At 42.9% G+C, this 16587-nt stretch carries 9 protein-coding genes and 8 pseudogenes; 5 read left to right on the top strand and 12 right to left on the bottom strand.

What is annotated here, in order from left to right:
* Positions 1 to 19: 19 nt before the first annotated feature.
* Positions 20 to 1359: pseudogene (locus JCM14505_RS06265) on the bottom strand (SLC45 family MFS transporter).
* An 86-nt stretch (positions 1360 to 1445) separates the two neighbouring features.
* Here JCM14505_RS06265 and JCM14505_RS09015 point away from each other — a divergent pair.
* Positions 1446 to 1589, top strand: a complete 144-nt coding sequence (locus JCM14505_RS09015; RefSeq protein ID WP_156249851.1) for a hypothetical protein — start codon at positions 1446 to 1448, stop codon at positions 1587 to 1589.
* Positions 1590 to 1830: 241 nt separating this feature from the next.
* Here JCM14505_RS09015 and JCM14505_RS06260 read toward each other — a convergent pair whose 3' ends face one another.
* The 6 genes and pseudogenes from JCM14505_RS06260 to JCM14505_RS06235 form a co-directional block, all read right to left on the bottom strand.
* Positions 1831 to 2778, bottom strand: coding sequence for a LacI family DNA-binding transcriptional regulator (locus tag JCM14505_RS06260; protein WP_054653500.1), 948 nt, complete (start codon positions 2776 to 2778; stop codon positions 1831 to 1833).
* Between the two features lie 113 nt (positions 2779 to 2891).
* A pseudogene (gene upp, locus JCM14505_RS06255) lies at positions 2892 to 3526 on the bottom strand (uracil phosphoribosyltransferase).
* A 58-nt stretch (positions 3527 to 3584) separates the two neighbouring features.
* Positions 3585 to 4586 (bottom strand): L-threonylcarbamoyladenylate synthase, encoded by a 1002-nt coding sequence (locus JCM14505_RS06250; RefSeq protein ID WP_054653499.1) that lies wholly within the window; start codon positions 4584 to 4586, stop codon positions 3585 to 3587.
* 20 nt (positions 4587 to 4606) lie between these two features.
* On the bottom strand, positions 4607 to 5443 hold the full coding sequence (prmC, locus tag JCM14505_RS06245; RefSeq protein ID WP_054653498.1) for a peptide chain release factor N(5)-glutamine methyltransferase: 837 nt from the start codon (positions 5441 to 5443) through the stop codon (positions 4607 to 4609).
* Entirely contained in the window at positions 5436 to 6524 is a 1089-nt protein-coding gene (gene prfA, locus JCM14505_RS06240; protein ID WP_054653497.1) for a peptide chain release factor 1, read from the bottom strand. The genes prmC and prfA overlap by 8 nt, the downstream gene beginning before the upstream one ends.
* A 3-nt stretch (positions 6525 to 6527) precedes the next feature.
* The gene (locus JCM14505_RS06235) at positions 6528 to 7112 is read right to left on the bottom strand and encodes a thymidine kinase (RefSeq protein WP_054653496.1); all 585 of its coding nucleotides are present in this window, start codon (positions 7110 to 7112) and stop codon (positions 6528 to 6530) included.
* Positions 7113 to 7281: 169 nt separating this feature from the next.
* Here JCM14505_RS06235 and JCM14505_RS06230 point away from each other — a divergent pair.
* The 3 genes and pseudogenes from JCM14505_RS06230 (at position 7282) to JCM14505_RS06220 (ending at position 9642) form a co-directional block, all read left to right on the top strand.
* Positions 7282 to 8620, top strand: a pseudogene (locus tag JCM14505_RS06230) (MurT ligase domain-containing protein).
* A 1-nt stretch (position 8621) separates the two neighbouring features.
* Positions 8622 to 9330 (top strand): annotated as a pseudogene (locus JCM14505_RS06225) (type 1 glutamine amidotransferase).
* A 12-nt stretch (positions 9331 to 9342) separates the two neighbouring features.
* On the top strand, positions 9343 to 9642 hold the full coding sequence (locus JCM14505_RS06220; protein ID WP_054653495.1) for a hypothetical protein: 300 nt from the start codon (positions 9343 to 9345) through the stop codon (positions 9640 to 9642).
* Positions 9643 to 9759: 117 nt separating this feature from the next.
* Here the strand turns inward: JCM14505_RS06220 and JCM14505_RS06215 are convergent.
* The 4 genes and pseudogenes from JCM14505_RS06215 to JCM14505_RS10070 all read right to left on the bottom strand — a co-directional run bounded on the left by JCM14505_RS06215 (position 9760) and on the right by JCM14505_RS10070 (position 13755).
* Positions 9760 to 11171: pseudogene (locus JCM14505_RS06215) on the bottom strand (PTS transporter subunit IIC).
* Between the two features lie 156 nt (positions 11172 to 11327).
* Positions 11328 to 12819, bottom strand: a pseudogene (gene cls / locus JCM14505_RS09010) (cardiolipin synthase).
* Positions 12819 to 13463, bottom strand: coding sequence for a serine hydrolase (locus tag JCM14505_RS06205; protein WP_054653494.1), 645 nt, complete (start codon positions 13461 to 13463; stop codon positions 12819 to 12821). Before JCM14505_RS06205 ends, cls begins: the two are co-directional and overlap by 1 nt.
* Positions 13441 to 13755: a serine hydrolase gene (locus tag JCM14505_RS10070; protein ID WP_054653493.1), complete on the bottom strand. Its 315-nt coding sequence runs from the start codon at positions 13753 to 13755 to the stop codon at positions 13441 to 13443. The genes JCM14505_RS06205 and JCM14505_RS10070 overlap by 23 nt, the downstream gene beginning before the upstream one ends.
* A gap of 142 nt (positions 13756 to 13897) precedes the next feature.
* Between JCM14505_RS10070 and JCM14505_RS06195 the strand changes: the two are divergent.
* A pseudogene (locus JCM14505_RS06195) lies at positions 13898 to 14727 on the top strand (SDR family oxidoreductase).
* A 39-nt stretch (positions 14728 to 14766) separates the two neighbouring features.
* Here the strand turns inward: JCM14505_RS06195 and JCM14505_RS06190 are convergent.
* Positions 14767 to 16585: pseudogene (locus JCM14505_RS06190) on the bottom strand (ABC transporter ATP-binding protein).
* Between the last annotated feature and the right edge of the window lie 2 nt (positions 16586 to 16587).

Raw genomic sequence — 16587 nt, 5'->3', positions numbered from 1 at the left:
ATTATCCAATCATTTCAAATTAAAGTTCGTGCGTTTCCTTAATTAAGCCAACTGATAACCCACCGAGTGCTAAGACCACCCCAGCTAACAAGAACATGTGGGCTTGGGAGTGACCAAGTAATGGGAAAATGGCGAAACTTAATAAGGAAGCCACAATTTGTGGTAAACAAATTGAACCGTTAAATAATCCTAAGTACGTTCCCATGTGCTTACCAGATAAAGCATTCGTCACAATCGTTAATGGGTAGGTGTTCATCCCGGCCCAAGCAATTCCGACTAAGATAAAGGAAGCAATCAAAGCGTATTGGCTCGTCACAAAGAAAATTGAAATAAAACCGATTGCCCCTAAAATTAAACTACCGCCGTAGCCTAACTTATGAGAATTATTCGGTAACTTAGCCAAGACATATGACCAAACGACGGCCGCAATTGATTGCACGGCAGCTAAAACCCCGTACCAGTTACCAGCGGCTTGGTACGCTGCTGAAGCTGCATTCGTGGTGTGCCAAACATTGTGAGCAATTGCCCCTGCTGAATAAGTCCATAAGTATTGGAAGGCAAACCAGCAGAAGAATTGGACTAAACTAACGGTCCAAAAGGCTTTAGGCGCCGTCTTTAACAATTGTAACCAATTCCCACCTTCATGGTTATCGCTTTCTTCAATCCCGTGGTACAAAGCATACGTAGCTGGGTCATATTCCTTAACCTTAAAAATTGTAAAGGCAGACGTAACAATCAATAAGGCTGCGCCGACATAGAACGAAACAATCACGGAATCAGGGACGACCCCTTTAGGCGCCACATTAGCTACCCCAATCATCGTTAAAACAAATGGGAAAACCGCTGCTAAAACTGCCCCTGTATTTGATAAGAAACTTTGAATCCCGTAAGCATAGCTCTTTTGGTCATCATTCACCATATCCCCAACCATCATCTTAAATGGTTGCATTGCGACGTTAGATGAAAGATCCAAGAAGGCCACCGTAATGGCTCCAAACCACAATGCTGCTAATGATGCATATCCGAAGCCAAAGCTACCTGAGTTTGGTAATAAGATCATCACCAAGACGGCCACCAAGGTCCCTAAGATTAAGTATGGCAACCGGCGCCACCTAATTTAGGTAACCACGTCCGGTCAGAGTAATAACCAACAATTGGTTGAACAATTAACCCGGCTAATGGTGGCAAAATAAAGAACCATCCCAAGTTATTAGGATCCGCCCCTAACGTTTGGAAAATCCGTGACATTTGCGAACTTTGTAAAGTAAAGGCCGTTTGTACCCCTAAGAACCCAAAGTTAATCATCCAAATCATGCTTTTCGATAACGCTGGTAACCCAGCGCCTGACTTTTGACTCATAATTAACACTCCTCTGCATAAATCTCAAATCAATGTAAGCGCTTTATCTTTGATTACATAATTAATATACCAAGGAGTTACGATTTGTGCAAGCGTTTGCGCATATTTTATGCAAACGCTTGCGCAAATTAAGTCAGCAGGTTTTAAAAAAACTCCAATCTGCCCGATTAGAGTTTAAAATTTTAACTATCTTAACAATCGGCCTTACTGAGAAGTTGGAAACCTTGTAACTACGTTCGCCACGCAGTCGCCTCGGACTAACTGAAAACTTGCCCCGACGTGTACCACGTCAAGACCAGCTTCCAAGTTAGCTACCAGCGCCTTTAACGCTTGGCTCACGACCTCATTAGTAACTACGTTCGCCGAGCAAGCGCCTAGGACTAACTGAAAACGAACGCCGACGTGTTGCCACGCCAACGTCCGTTTCCAAGTTAGCCTAACGTCGCTTCTAACGCTCAGCTCACGACCTCATTATACAATTTTAAAATCAACAATCCGGCGATTGGTGGTTAAATCAAACAATAGTTCCACCGCCGCTTGCCCAATTTCTTTCGGTCGCAAGTCAATCCGGCGCACCGGTAACCCGGTCAATTGGATTAACCGGCTATTATTAAAACAAATGGTTGGCAAGTCACGCACCATTTGCTGATGGGCAACTAAATTATAAAAACTTAGTAACTCAATATCATCGGCACTCATTAATGCATCCGGTTGATATTCCGTTAATAAATTATTAACTTCCGTTGGCGTTGTGGTTGGATCAAGCGCTAGCACGCGCCCCGTAACCACTAACTGATTAATTGCTTGGCGAAAACCAGCTTCCCGTGCTTGTTCATATGGCCAATTGGCTTGGGAACGAATATAAAGTGGTCGCTTAATTGGCGCCGTTTGCAATAACGTTTCTACCCCCGCTACCGCAGCCGCTAAATTATCATTATCAATAAAACGAATCGTAGTATCTACCGGGGTCCCCACCACTACAAAATTCAAATCATGTTGGCTTAAATATTCAATCACTGGATCATGTTCGGCAGTATATAACACAATAAAATGGCGAACATTTCCCCGTTCTACCATTTGAACTACATTAGCTAATAACTCATCACTACTTTGGCATATTGCCACACTCATCATCCGATCGACTCCTTGCAAGGCCATATTAATCCCTCGCACTAAGTCCAAATGGAACGGATTGGCTGGGGCGGTCGTAGCCGTCACGGGGAAAATCACCCCTACACTTCGCGCCTCCCCTTGGGCTAACGCCTGTGCACTTAAATTAGGTTGATAACCAATTTGTTTGGCCACCGCTTGCACCCGTTCAATTGTCGTCGCACTAATTCGTGGATGATTTTTCAAAGCCCGCGAAGCTGTCGACACCGACACGCCAGCTGCTTGAGCCACTTCTTTAATTGTCGGCATCGTTGCACTCCTTACTTCCTTGTTCACTCGTTAACTAACTTCCTTATCTATTCTACCATGTTAGCCGTAATCAAAAAACGTAGCTAGGAAATATCCTAGCTACGTTGAAATTATTACTTTGTCCCGAATAACCGGTCCCCAGCATCACCTAACCCAGGAACAATGTATCCATCTTCATTTAGCTTTTCATCTAAGCCGGCAACAAAGATATCTACATTTGGGAAGGCTTCTTGAATTGCCTTAACCCCTTCTGGTGCCGCCACTAAACTCACAAACTTCATGGCTTCTTCCTTGGCACCACGTTTCTTTAAGGCTTCAATCGCCATTACCGCTGATCCACCCGTGGCTAACATTGGTCCACAATAAAAATTTGCCGTTCCGCAATATCTTCGGGTAACTTCACAAAGTATTCGTGTGGCTTTAGGGTTTCTTCATCCCGGTACATCCCAATGAATCCAATTTTCGCCGCTGGAATCATTTCTGTAATCCCATCAACCATCCCTAAGCCAGCCCGTAAGATTGGCACAATGGCTACTTTCTTTCCTGCCAATGCCTTCTTCGTGGTTTTACAAATTGGCGTTTCAACTTCCACGTCCTTGACTGGCATTGTTCGTGAGACTTCGTATGCCATCAACGTTGATAATTCACGCACGGTTTCCCGGAACAACTTAGTCCCCACATTTTTGTCCCGAATCATCGTTAATTTATGTTGAATTAATGGATGATCTAAAACTTGAAACTTTGCCATGTTTACATACCCCGCAATCATTTTTAACTATTGTAATAACTATCGCATCAAATTGCAATTACTTCTTAAACCATTGACCGCCCGCTGATTTGTTCAGGCGATTCATATAGGCCGCTCCCAATCCCGTAACTGGGACCGTAGCGACATAAATGGTTTTAATTTCTGGTAAATCATCAAAATATCGTAAGCCCGCAAATAACCGAGCACTTGCTGAAGTAACATCCGTCCCGAGACTATAGGTTTTAAGCGCTGTAAAAGCGGCTACTTGCCGATCAAAGGCTAAAATCCCCACTGTCGCATCATTAGCAACTTGTTCCCGCACCAGATTCCAATCAGTATCTGCCACTTGAATTACCGTGGCCTTTGGTGAGTAGTGGGTATATTTCATCCCCGGTGCCTTGGGTGTTTCCTTAGCATCAACATGATGATGATCAACATTTAAATCGCCAACAATGGTGGCTAACTGAGCTTTGGTAATCGCTCCCGGTCGTAAAATGGCTGGATGAGATGTTGATAAGTCAATCACCGTTGATTCAACCCCGACCTTAGTTGGGCCATCATCAACAATCGCAGCAATTTTACCATTCAAATCGTGGGCAACGTGTTGCGCCGTCGTCGGGCTTGGTTTCCCCGAGGTATTCGCAGATGGACCAACTAATGGCACGCCAGCTTGCCGAATTAACGCCCGGGTAACTTCATTGGCTGGTAACCGGAAAGCGACGGTCGTTAAACCACCTGTTACTACCCGATCAAGGCTACCAGGTTTCACCGGTAAAATAATCGTTAGTGATCCCGGCCAAAACTGCTCCATTAATTGTTGCGCTACGGGCGGAATCACCGCCGCATATTGTTGCACCATTGCGATATCGCTAACGTGCACAATTAACGGATTATCGCTTGGTCGGCCCTTAGCTGCATAAACTTGCTTAACCGCCGTGGGGTTAGTTGCATCCGCCCCTAGCCCGTACACCGTTTCAGTGGGAAAGGCTACTAACTGGCCGGCCTGGATTAATTTAGCTGCCGTAGCAATTTGCTGGGGCGTTAAAATTTTTGTTTCCATTTGAATGTCACCTGATTTTCTTAATGTTTCACATGAATCATGCGCATTTGATCATTAATATCGTGCTTCGTGGTTAAGCTTCCATTCCCACCAACTTCATTAAACAGCGCTCGAATGGGACCTTCTTGATCATACCCCGTTTCACCAAATAAATGCCCACCGGGGACTAAGACGTCATCGAGGGCCATAAAAATCCGCCGGTAAATCCCTAGCCCATGTTCGTCAGCAAACAAGGCGAGCCCCGGAGTATTTTCCCGGACACTGGTTTCAACCGCTGGATCATCGGGGTCAATATATGGCGGATTCGTCACAATCAAATCAAACGGTCCCACCAAATCGGCAAACAAATCACTTTGGACTTGCGTTAATTGTGTCCCATGCAGACGTTGATTCATTTCAGCTACCGTTAATGCCGGATGAGAAATATCGCTTAGTGTTACTTGCCAGTTCGGTCGCTCTAAGGCTAATGTGATCCCAATCACCCCACTACCAGTCCCTAAATCCAACACCCGTAATGGTTTTTCCGCTGGCATCGTCGCTAACACCCATTCAATTAATTCTTCAGTTTCACTTTCCGGAATTAAAACGTCGCGATTCACAATAAAGTCGCGCCCGTAAAACGGAGCGCGACCAACTACGTACTGCGCTGGTACATGGTGAACAACTTGTTCAACCGCCCACCGAAATCGTTGCACTTCTTCGTCAATCATAATTTGGCGGTAATGACTGACTAATTGCGTAAAGGACCAATTATGGAGCATCATTAAAATAAAGGTTGGCGCTTCCGGATCCATCCCCGTTTCAGCTAAGCATTGCCGTCCCCACGTTAGCGCATCAAAATACGTCCACTTATTCATTACGTAATTGTTCTAACTTTTCAGTTTGGTCAGCAATAATTAATGCTTCTACAACTTCATCTAATTCCCCAGCTAGAATCTTATCAAGCTTATTTAAGGTCAACCCAATCCGGTGATCCGTTACCCGGTTTTGAGGGAAGTTATAGGTCCGAATCCGTTCTGACCGATCCCCGGTCCCAATGGCTTGTTTCCGGTTAGCATCGTAGGCACTTTGTTCTTGTTGTTGGTAGTAATCGTAAACCCGCGCCTTTAAAATCTTTTCGGCTTTGACCCGGTTTTGTTGTTGCGACCGTTCGTCTTGCATCGCCACCACAATCCCCGTTGGTAAGTGGGTCATCCGCACCGCGGAAGAAGTCTTGTTAACGTGTTGTCCACCAGCCCCTGAGGCCCGGTAAACATCCGTCCGGACATCTTTTGGATCAATTTCAATATCAACGTCTTCAGCTTCAGGCATTACCCCCACCGTTGCCGTTGAGGTGTGAACCCGCCCTGCCGATTCCGTCGCTGGCACCCGTTGCACCCGGTGAGCCCCGTTTTCAAACTTTAATTTGGAGTAGACATTTGTCCCAGTAATCATCAAGACTAATTCCTTAAAGCCACCCACTTCGGTTGTTGTTTGATCAACAATTTCAACATTCCATCCTTGCTTTTCAGCATACCGTAAGTACATGTTGTAAAGATCACCGGCAAACAGTGAGGCTTCATCACCCCCAGCTGCACCCCGAATTTCCATGATGATGTTCTTATCGTCATTCGGGTCTTTAGGAATTAACAGAATTTCTAAATCTTTTTGTAATTGGCCTTGTTCTTCCTTGGCATCAGCCAATTCTTCCTTCGTTAATTCAACTAATTCCGCATCATTCGTTTCGCGTAACAATTCTTCGTCGTCACTAATTGTTTGCGTCACTTCCTTGTAACGAGTGTACTTTTCAACCGTTTCACGTAAACTTCCTTCTTCTTTGGAAAGCTTCATGAATCGTTGCGTATCAGCAATCACTTCCGGATCACTAATCAATTCGTTTAATTCTTCGTAACGGTCAGCCACCGCTTGCAATTTATCAAAAATTTCTGAAATTTCCATCTCTTACTCCTTTACTGCCGGTAACACGGGGTGAAAGTAATGCTTACGACAAACTGGATAATAACTTTCGTTTCCGCCAATTTGAATTTGTTCCCCTTCATAAACCGGTTTTCCATCATGAATTCGCAAATTCATAATTGCCTTATGACTGCAGAACCAACAAATTGTTTTAATTTCCTCAATTTTGTCGGCATAGATTAAGAGGTTTTGTGACCCCTCAAATAATTGATTACGGAAATCATTCTTTAAGCCATACGCCATGACCGGGATATTTAAATCATCAACAATCCGTGCCAGTTGAATAATATGATCCCGCGTTAAAAATTGAGCTTCATCAACTAAGATACAGTATAATTTTTCATCCCGTTGCTTAACCAAATCGTAAACATTGGTCGCGTTAAAAATCGGTACCACGTCCCGTTCCAAACCAACCCGACTCGCAATTTTGCCTTGGCCGGCGCGGTCATCAACGCCACTGGTCATCAGCAGGACTGCCTTGCCTTGTTCTTCATAATTATGCGCGACTTTTAAAATATCCATCGATTTTCCCGAATTCATTGAACCATACTTAAAGAACAATTGTGCCATTCCTACAGTCCTCCTGTTTGCATATTGATTCAATTATAGCTAATTGTTAGCCCCTTGAAAATAGTTTCGCTTGATTTACTCAAACGAGATTGATGACTTTTAACTTTTTGAACAATCTTGTAAAATTAATGGTGAAAATTAAACGAAATTAAAAAGGATACTTAAATTTATGACCTTACGTAGTTCAATCGCTCGGGCAGCTGGTAAATCCAGTTACTGGGTACTTAATAAATTTTTTAATGGGGGGAGCTCTTTTCCCGGTCGGATCACCACGAAAATTGACCCGCAAATTTTAACCTCATTTGCCAATCAATATGATGTTGTTATTGTCACTGGAACCAACGGAAAAACACTAACCACCGCGCTAAGCGTGCGCGTTGCGCGGGAACAATACGAGCAAGTCCTAACCAATCCAACCGGTTCTAATATGACCCAAGGGATTGTGACCACTTTTGTTACCGCCCCGACTCCTAAACATAAAGGCCTCGCCATTTTAGAAGTTGACGAAGCCTATGTAGTTCAAATCACCAAGCAAATCACGCCAATTGCCTTTGTCTTTACGAATTTGTTCCGCGACCAAATGGATCGCTACGGTGAAATTTACACCACTTATGACAAAATTTTACGCGGTGTGAAATTAGCGCCCAACGCCACCATCATTGCCAATGGTGATGCCCAAATTTTCAACAGTAAGGAATTACCAAATCCCATTATTTACTTTGGCTTTGGTAATGACAATCCTGCTGATTTAAAAGCCCCCGCTAATACCGATAGTTTATTGTGTACCAAGTGTCAACATATTTTACACTATCACAAATTAATCTATGCTAACCTCGGTGACTACTTCTGCCCTAATTGTGGTTTCCACCGGCCAGCCTTAACTTATCAAGTTACCGCTGTTAACCAACTAACCCCCACTTCATCCGATATTGAAATTGATGGTTATCCATTCCACTTAGAAATTGGTGGGGTCTATAATATTTATAACGCTTTGGCTGCCTATGCCCTCGGCCGATTCTTAAAGATTCCGGTCGCCAAGATTCAACATGCCTTTACTTCTGACAAAAAAAGTCTTCGGGCGCCAAGAAGTAATTCCAGTTGACGATAAAAAGTCACGCTTATTTTAGTGAAGAATCCGGTGGGGTTAAATCAAGTACTTGATATGATTTTAACGGATCCTAAACCATTTAGCTTCGCCTTTTTATTAAACGCTAACTATGCTGATGGAATTGATACCAGTTGGATTTGGGATGGAAATTTCAAACAATTAACCAAGCATCAAATTCCGGAATTTGTAACTGGTGGCGAACGATACAAAGATATTACCACTCGCCTTACCATGGCCGGGATCAATGTTACCGATACCCAACCAGATTTAACTAAGATGATTGAACGCATTAAAAAAAATGCCAACTGAACACGTCTATGTTTTAGCCACTTATACGGCCGTTTTACAATTACGCAAACAATTGGCAGAAGAACATTACTTAGCAGGAGGAATGGATTAATATGGCGCAATACCAACTTAACCTTGCCCATTTGTATGGCGATTTGCTTAATACATATGGTGATATTGGTAACATTACAGCTTTAAAGTATTATGCTCAACAAATGGATACCGACATTAATGTAGATGTCATTAGCTTAGACAATGACTTTAACGCCGATCACTATGATTTAGCCTTTTTTTGGTGGTGGGCAAGATTATGAACAAACAATTGTTTCCAAAGACATTCCCAATAAACAAGCTGAAATTGAAAAATTTATTTTAGCTGATAAACCAATGCTCGCCATTTGTGGTGGTTACCAATTATTAGGGCACTACTACATTGGTGCTAATGGCGAAAAAATCCCTGGTATCGGCTTGTTAGACCATTATACTTTAAGCCAAGACAACCACCGCTTCATCGGCGATATCACCATTAAAAATGAGGAAACTGGCGAAATTTACCACGGCTTTGAAAACCACAACGGCCGGACCTTTATCGGAGCTAGTGAACGTCCGCTTGGCATCGTTATTAGTGGGAACGGTAATAACGGCGAAGATCAGACCGAAGGCGCTATTTTCCACCATACCTACTGCTCATATTTCCACGGACCCATTTTGACCCGAAATGGTGAATTAGCCAAACGCATGCTCCTGCAAGCCTTAAAATTAAAGTACCCCACGGCTGATTTGACTCCTGCCGCTCAACTGGTAATTCAACCAACCTTTTAAGAGGCCTTCAGTATGTTTAATATCATTTCATATCTATTAATTTTTATTTATTTATGTTTATCAATTTATGAAAATCGCCTCTACTTTTTTATCAAGAATGTTGATGATTTACGTTTAATTATTACCAACGAAAGTGATTTGAAAATTAAACGATCACTAAAAATTAATCGCTATTGGAATTTACTTTCTTGGGGATTAATTATTGCAATCATTTTGTTAAACGATCGCTGGGGGTTCCTAGCCGCGGATGCCTTAGTGCTCGGTGAAACCTTAATCGTAATCAATTTACGCAACACCAAACGACAACTATAAAATTAATCGGCGCTACTTTGCTGACTAGCAAGGTAGCGCCGATTTTTAATTTAGTGTTTAAGTTTTCGTTTCCAAGTTATGCCCAGCATCATACTATCGCGTCCTAATCAAACATCATTAATCATTATTTATCGACAAATTTTGCACTGCTTGGCGATCTAAATATTGCCAAATATTATCCCGGTGCGTCCGGACAAACATAATAAGCCTAAGTAAATTACCATGCACAAGCCGATCAACCACGGTTGTTGCGAAATAAACGCCAATAGCACTAATCCGTTTAATGGTCGTGCAATTAAATTAAAACTCGTTACTAACACCACCCCGGCTGGCAATACGGCGCCATAATGTAAAACCGCTTGGGTATACAGTGGGGCTAAATAACTCGCCATATATAAGCCCAAACTAAACCAAATTAAACTATTTAAAATTACTTTAACTAAATTACCATTCGTCAACGCCACCATTGATTCAATCATAAACGGAATTGAAATTAAATCGACTACCGGTAACGTTTGATTTCCTGGTAACACGAACGCCACCATGACCATTAAGGGAATTAAAATCATCCCCGCAATTAAAGTGGCACTTTCTCCATAACCAATTCCATCATCAACAGCTAAAAACCACCGTTTTGCGCCATCATTGGTGACAGTTTGTGCCGCTCGATGATTAATCGCCGTTGCCAAGGGTTCAAATGCTTTTGCAAAAACTCCCGCAATTAATGGGAAAATCGTCATCACCGCCGCTAATTGAATCATAAACTGCGTAATTTGACTCCAAGCACTAATGGTCTGCAACCGTGATAAGTTAGCTAGCACTCCTAGCACTAACCCCAGCCCGGCCCCTAATAAACTTGGTTCGCCAAAAATTCCCAATTTTTCCTTTAACGTTGCTGGCGTCACCTGAATACGATTCAACCCTAGCTTATTCCAAAGTGGATCTAGAATGATTGCCGGAATGACCTGTTCAATATTATGAACTGCCGCTACCGTTGCATTAGGCACTCCATAATAATCCGACCAGCGTTTTGCTTGTACTTCCGCCAGTAGAAGCGTATACAACAACATAAAAACCGCTACCCCAAACGATAACCAAAAATTATGCGTCGCCTGATAAGCAACTGTTGCCCAAATCATCAAACCAAAGTTATTCCATAAATTCGAGGCCATCATAATCTTAGTTACCCCACTAATAAACAAGAGTAATTCTAAAACTAACCCCACCACAAAAAATAGTAATCCAACCTTCGAGCTAAACGCCGTCAATGAGCCAGCTTGCCAACCAAGATCGACAACTTTTAAATCCAAGCCCAAGTTACTAACCATTTGCCGAATCAATTTCGTCACCACCGGCGTAAATGAGGCAATTACCCAGCCAAAACCTGTCAACCCCACCCCTGCATAAAGCGCACTTTGTAAGGCTTGGCTAAATTTAACTTTTAAAATTATGGCCACTAAAAAAATTACTACGGGCACAATTACCGTTGCCCCAAGACTGGTAAAAATTTGATTAATCGTCACTAACATTTATTCACTCCATTGTAATTAAACTAAGCTTTAAATTATTGCTAAATCAACATTTCCACCCTTATCATATCGTGTTTATTGTTATTAACCAAGTCATGAGCTCAAACCAACAAAAACCGGTTAGACGACTAAGTTGTCCAACCGGTTTTTGATTAACTATAAAATTGGGGCTAGTAAACGACAGCAACTTTGCTTAAATTTCAACCATTTTGACTGATTAGCAAAATACGATGGCGTCAACAACGTGGCTTGTTGTAAATCTTGTTCAAAAGTTTCTTTTAATTGCTGAGCTAACTCTGCATCATACGTAAACGCGTTAACTTCAAAATTAAGTTTGGCACTTCGATAATCTAAATTAGCCGATCCGACTGCAGCGATATTATTCCCACTCACCATCGTTTTAGCATGCAAAAAGCCATGGTCATATTTATAAACTTTCACATCATTCATGGTCAAATACCGGGCAAAGGCTTCCGTCGCTCGATAAACAAAGGGATGATCTGGCATCGATGGAATCATGATTCGGACATCAACCCCGGCTTTGGCGGCAATAATTAACGCCTCTAAGATCGAGTCTTCTGGAATTAAGTATGGGGTTTGGATATAAACATAATTCCTAGCTTGGCTAATAATATTTTGGTAGCCCCGCCGAATCGCATACTGATCATTATCCGGTCCCGAAGAAACAATTTGCATCGGAACCCCCTTCGTATGCGCTTCATAATCTGCTAACATGCTTAATTGTTTTTGCAAAATCTCATCATCGAAATCTAATCGTTCTTTTTTTCGTCCGTCGGCAGGTCGTATTCCAATCCATCATAAACCGAATTTGCATCATAGTTGGCGCCGACCCGGTAACCCGGAAATGCGTATCCCGCCAGTAACCGAATTTGGGATCTTCGCCGACGTATTGATCGCCGACATTAAAACCACCAATATAACCAACATTCCCATCAATGATGACTAACTTTCGGTGCAAATGATAGTTTAAGCGTGGCGTCGTAAACCGCGCTTTGGAAGCAGAAATAAATGCTTGGGCTTGCCCACCGAGTCGTTCAAGGTATTCAAAAAAACTTATAATTAGTTCCCCGTGAGCCCCCTAAGTCGTACAAAACCCGCACTTCTACCCCACGCCGGGCAGCTTCTTCAAGCGCTTGTAACAACCGCCGGCCTAGATGGTCCGAAGCAAACGTATAATACTCGACGTGCACATGATCGGTCGCATGATTAATGTCCTCAATCAATTGATTGAACTTGGCTTCACCATCCGTAAAAACTTCCACTTGATTAGCTTGCGTTAAAACCGCACCATCAAGCGACCCGAGTAGGCGTGACAGTAATTGTTCCCGTTCAGTAACTTTCCCACGCACATCTTCATTTTTTTTGATCAACCAGGGCTTGTTGGCGGGCCTTAAAATCTTCCATAATCTGCTTTTGTTCTTGACGAATCACAAAATTTGGTCTTGCGTTAATTTTCGCCCAAAGAAGATGTATAACAGCAACCCAATTAATGGCAGAAATGTTAACACCATTAACCACGCCCACGTAACCGCAATATCACGCGATCTCGGCCAACTAACCAAACCGCAATTAATAAATTAATTACAAATAACACCATACTTAAGTGTTGAAAGAAGAAAAATATCATTACTTCGCTACCTCATTTAAAAACGTTGCCATAATTTGATCCCGTAAATCAAGGAATTCATCATTTTGTCCGCTGGGATAAACTCGGTTAGTTAAGACCACTAAGGCTTGCTGACGCGTTGGATCAAGCATTAACCACGTGCCGGTAAACCCAGTATGGGTGGCAACTAAATGACCATCCGCCGCTGGCATTAATTTCCACCCCGCACTGCGCAACCCAACACCTGGTAGTTGAGTCATTAACGAACCGGACAAGTGTTTTAGCCACCATTGAACTGCCCCCACAACGCCCGCAAGCGTCCCAAACAAACCAGCACTCCCGGCTTCGGCGCCTAAAACCCGCCCTTTTGGATCATGCACAATCCCACGATAAACTTGTCCTTGACGATCAGCGGTTGGGATACATAACGCTGGCTCTGGCGCAAACGTCAGCTCATGCCAATGTTGCTCCGTTAACACCCGTTGCATAATCAACGTTTGAATCGTTGCTTGATAAAGCGTCTCCAACACCCATCCTAACCATAAATAGTTTGAATCACTATAATGTACAACCTTTCCAACATTTTCCGCAATGATTGGCAATTGTAAAATTGCTCGCTTTAAATCTTTAGCTGGTAATTGATCACGATTCGGAATATACTTCAATCCCGCTAGTATGATTAGCCAAATCCTTAATCGTAACTTGGGAACTAGCTACTTGGGGTAAAATTGTTTGGACTGGGGTCGACCAAGTCAAGTGACCGGCTTCAATCGCTTGTAGTAACAAAGGCATTGTTCCCAGCACTTTAGTTAATGAAGCCAAGTCAAAATAACTCTCTGGTTGTGCTTGATAATAATCAGTCACCAAATCGGTTGCTGAAATCACGGCACTTGCCAACGTCGTAACTCCCGCTTGCGTGATTAGTCGTTTCAACTCGGCTTGGGTTTGTATCAACATTCGTCATCCTCCCTCCCTGAATTAGCTAGTTGTATTATAATACGTTTTAATTTTACTTATCAAAGGACGAGCATTAAACTTACGAACTAAAAGCCAAATATGGTACGATAAAACCAACTTTACATGAAACGAGGACTTATTAATGATTGGAATCACCGGTGTTACTGGTCATATTGGTAACTTAGTTGCCCAGCATCTGACCTCCCAAGATTTCCCCTTACGCTTACTGGCCCGTTCGCCACAATGGGTGGCTCATTTTCCTAAGGCTACGGTTATGCAAGCTAGCTACGAAAATACCCCGGCAACGGTCCAAGCTTTAACGGGGGTTGAGACCTTATTCATGGTCTCTGCTAAGGAACACCCCCAACGTTTGCAACAACACTTTGCGATGATTGACGCTGCTAAGCAAGCCGGCGTTAAACATATTGTTTACCTATCGTTTTATCACGCCGCCCTGGATGCCACCTTCACCCTCGCCCGTGATTATAAACGAACTGAAGACTACATTATCGCACATGGCTTTGACTATACCTTTGTCCGTGATAATTTTTATGGTGAATTCTTTGTTGATCTGGCGACCCAATATCATGAATTCCGGGCTCCAGCCGGTAACGGTAAAATTGCGCCGATTTTTCAAGCCGATGTTGCGGCCGTGGTGGCCAAAATTTTAACTAACGTCAGCGCTTACCGCAATCAAATCGTCAATCTAACCGGTAGTAAAGAATACACCTTGGCTGACATGAGTAACATTTTTACCAACTATCTCAACACGACCGTTCCATACATTGACGAAACGGTTGCGGAAGCTTATCAATCGCGCCAAGCTTGGCCAGCCGAACAATGGGAATATGATAGTTGGGTCTCTACCTATACTTCAATTGCGAACGGGGAAAATGCCGGCATTCACCCGATGTCCAACGAATTCTCGGGCGTCCAGCCATGACCATCGAAGCTTATTTACAACAACGATAACCAAAAAAAATCCGAACGAAAACTCGTTCGGATTTTTAATTAGGCACTTTGATTAAATTGACTGTTGTATAAGTCCGCGTAAACCCCATTACGTTCCATCAATGTGTGATGATTACCAATTTCAGCAATTTGACCATGTTCTAAGACCACAATTTGGTCCGCATACCGAATTGTTGATAACCGGTGCGCCACCACAAAACTGGTTCGGGTCGCTTGTAGGTTTTGCATGGCTTTTTGAATCAACACTTCCGTTCGCGTATCAACGGAACTCGTCGCTTCATCCAAAATTAAAATTTCGGGATCCGCCAAGAACGCCCGCGCAATCGTCAATAATTGGCGTTGACCTTGGGAAAGATTAGATGCTGATTCATCCAAAACTGTCTCGTAACCTTGCGGTAATTGGCGAATAAATTGATCGGCATGGGCAGCTTTAGCGGCTGCATAAACTTCTTCGTCCGTGGCCGATAACCGCCCGTATTTAATATTATCAAAAATCGTCCCCGTAAACAGCCACGTATCTTGTAGCACCATCGCAATTCGTTGCCGTAAATCATGCCGCGTCATAGCACGCGTATTGACCCCATCTAAATAAATTGTCCCGCCTTGAACATCATAGAATCGTTCTAACAAGTTAATAATCGTGGTTTTCCCAGCTCCCGTTGGTCCCACGATTGCGACCATTTCGCCTGGTTGAACTTGAAGATTAAAATCTTGAATTAATGGCTGGTCATCGTAACTAAAGTTAACATGCTCAAACGCCATCTTAGGTTGTGGTGCCGGTAATGGCGTTGTTTCAACTACGGTTTGATCCATTTCCGGTTCATCTAAAATTTCAAAAATCCGTTCCGCTGAGGCAATTGTTTGTTGAATCGTACTACTTAAATTAGCAATTTGCGTAATTGGTTGTGAAAATTGGTTTGAGTATTGCAAAAAGCTTGGACATTCCCTAAGGTAATTTGACCATGCGCCACTTCCAACGCCCCCATCACCGCAATCATTAAGTAACCCAAATTCCGCACAAATGCCATCAGTGGGAACATTAATATTGATAATGCTTGCGCCTTCCACGCCACTTGATAGTATTGGGCATTTTGCTTAGCAAAGGTGGCTGCTTCATCATCTTCTTTATTGAAGGTCCGCACAATCGTATGCCCCGCATAAACTTCTTCAACTTGATCATTCAATTTCCCTAGCGTTGCTTGTTGCTGGGCAAATAATTTTTGAGCCGCCGGTGCCACAAATCCAACTACTAGTAAACTTAACGGGATGGTAATTAACGCTACCAATGTTAACTTCCAACTAATACTAATCATCATTGCTAGCACCCCAACAAACGTTAAGATACTCGTCACTACCTGAATTAAGCCTTGTTGTAAAGTCCCGGCAATGTTATCCATATCATTAACCATCCGACTCATTAAGTCCCCGTTTGAATGTTGATCATATGCCTTGATTGGGAGGCGGGCTAATTTATGTTTGTAATCACGACGTAAATTGTACACTGCCCGTTGAGAAATCCGGGTCATTAAAATTTGTTGCCCCAAGCTAAACAGGCCCGAGATAACAAAAATTAAGACGACTTGCATACTAATCTGCACGATTCGATTCATATCAATTGGATATTGGGTAATGTGCATGCCTAATTTGGCTTCACGCATCCCTTTCATGACCCCTTCATATAAAACGGTCGTCGCTTCCCCTAAAACTTTGGGCGCAATCGTATTCAAAATGACGGAAACAATCGCTAAAATTACCGACGTAATCACCCGAGGCGCCATGGTTTTAAATAGCTTAATAAACGCCAAGTCGTGGGCCAAAAATGTTTGGCTTTTGCTGGTTTTCCTTTCATCCGTGCCATTT

Source organism: Limosilactobacillus equigenerosi DSM 18793 = JCM 14505 (assembly GCF_001311375.1).
GTDB classification, from domain to species: Bacteria; Bacillota; Bacilli; order Lactobacillales; family Lactobacillaceae; genus Limosilactobacillus; species Limosilactobacillus equigenerosi.
The sequence above is the reverse complement of the archived record's forward strand: the minus strand, read 5'-3'. Positions and strand labels throughout refer to the sequence as shown.

Bases quoted from the DNA above. Each gene is read 5' to 3' on its own strand.
- JCM14505_RS06260 (WP_054653500.1), bottom strand. From the start codon at position 2,778: ATGCCGACAATTAAAGAAGTGGCTCAAGCAGCTGGCGTGTCGGTGTCG.
- JCM14505_RS06250 (WP_054653499.1), bottom strand. From the start codon at position 4,586: ATGGAAACAAAAATTTTAACGCCCCAGCAAATTGCTACGGCAGCTAAA.
- prmC (WP_054653498.1), bottom strand. From the start codon at position 5,443: ATGAATAAGTGGACGTATTTTGATGCGCTAACGTGGGGACGGCAATGC.
- prfA (WP_054653497.1), bottom strand. From the start codon at position 6,524: ATGGAAATTTCAGAAATTTTTGATAAATTGCAAGCGGTGGCTGACCGT.
- JCM14505_RS06235 (WP_054653496.1), bottom strand. From the start codon at position 7,112: ATGGCACAATTGTTCTTTAAGTATGGTTCAATGAATTCGGGAAAATCG.
- JCM14505_RS06220 (WP_054653495.1), top strand. From the start codon at position 9,343: ATGTTTAATATCATTTCATATCTATTAATTTTTATTTATTTATGTTTA.
- JCM14505_RS10070 (WP_054653493.1), bottom strand. From the start codon at position 13,755: ATGTTGATACAAACCCAAGCCGAGTTGAAACGACTAATCACGCAAGCG.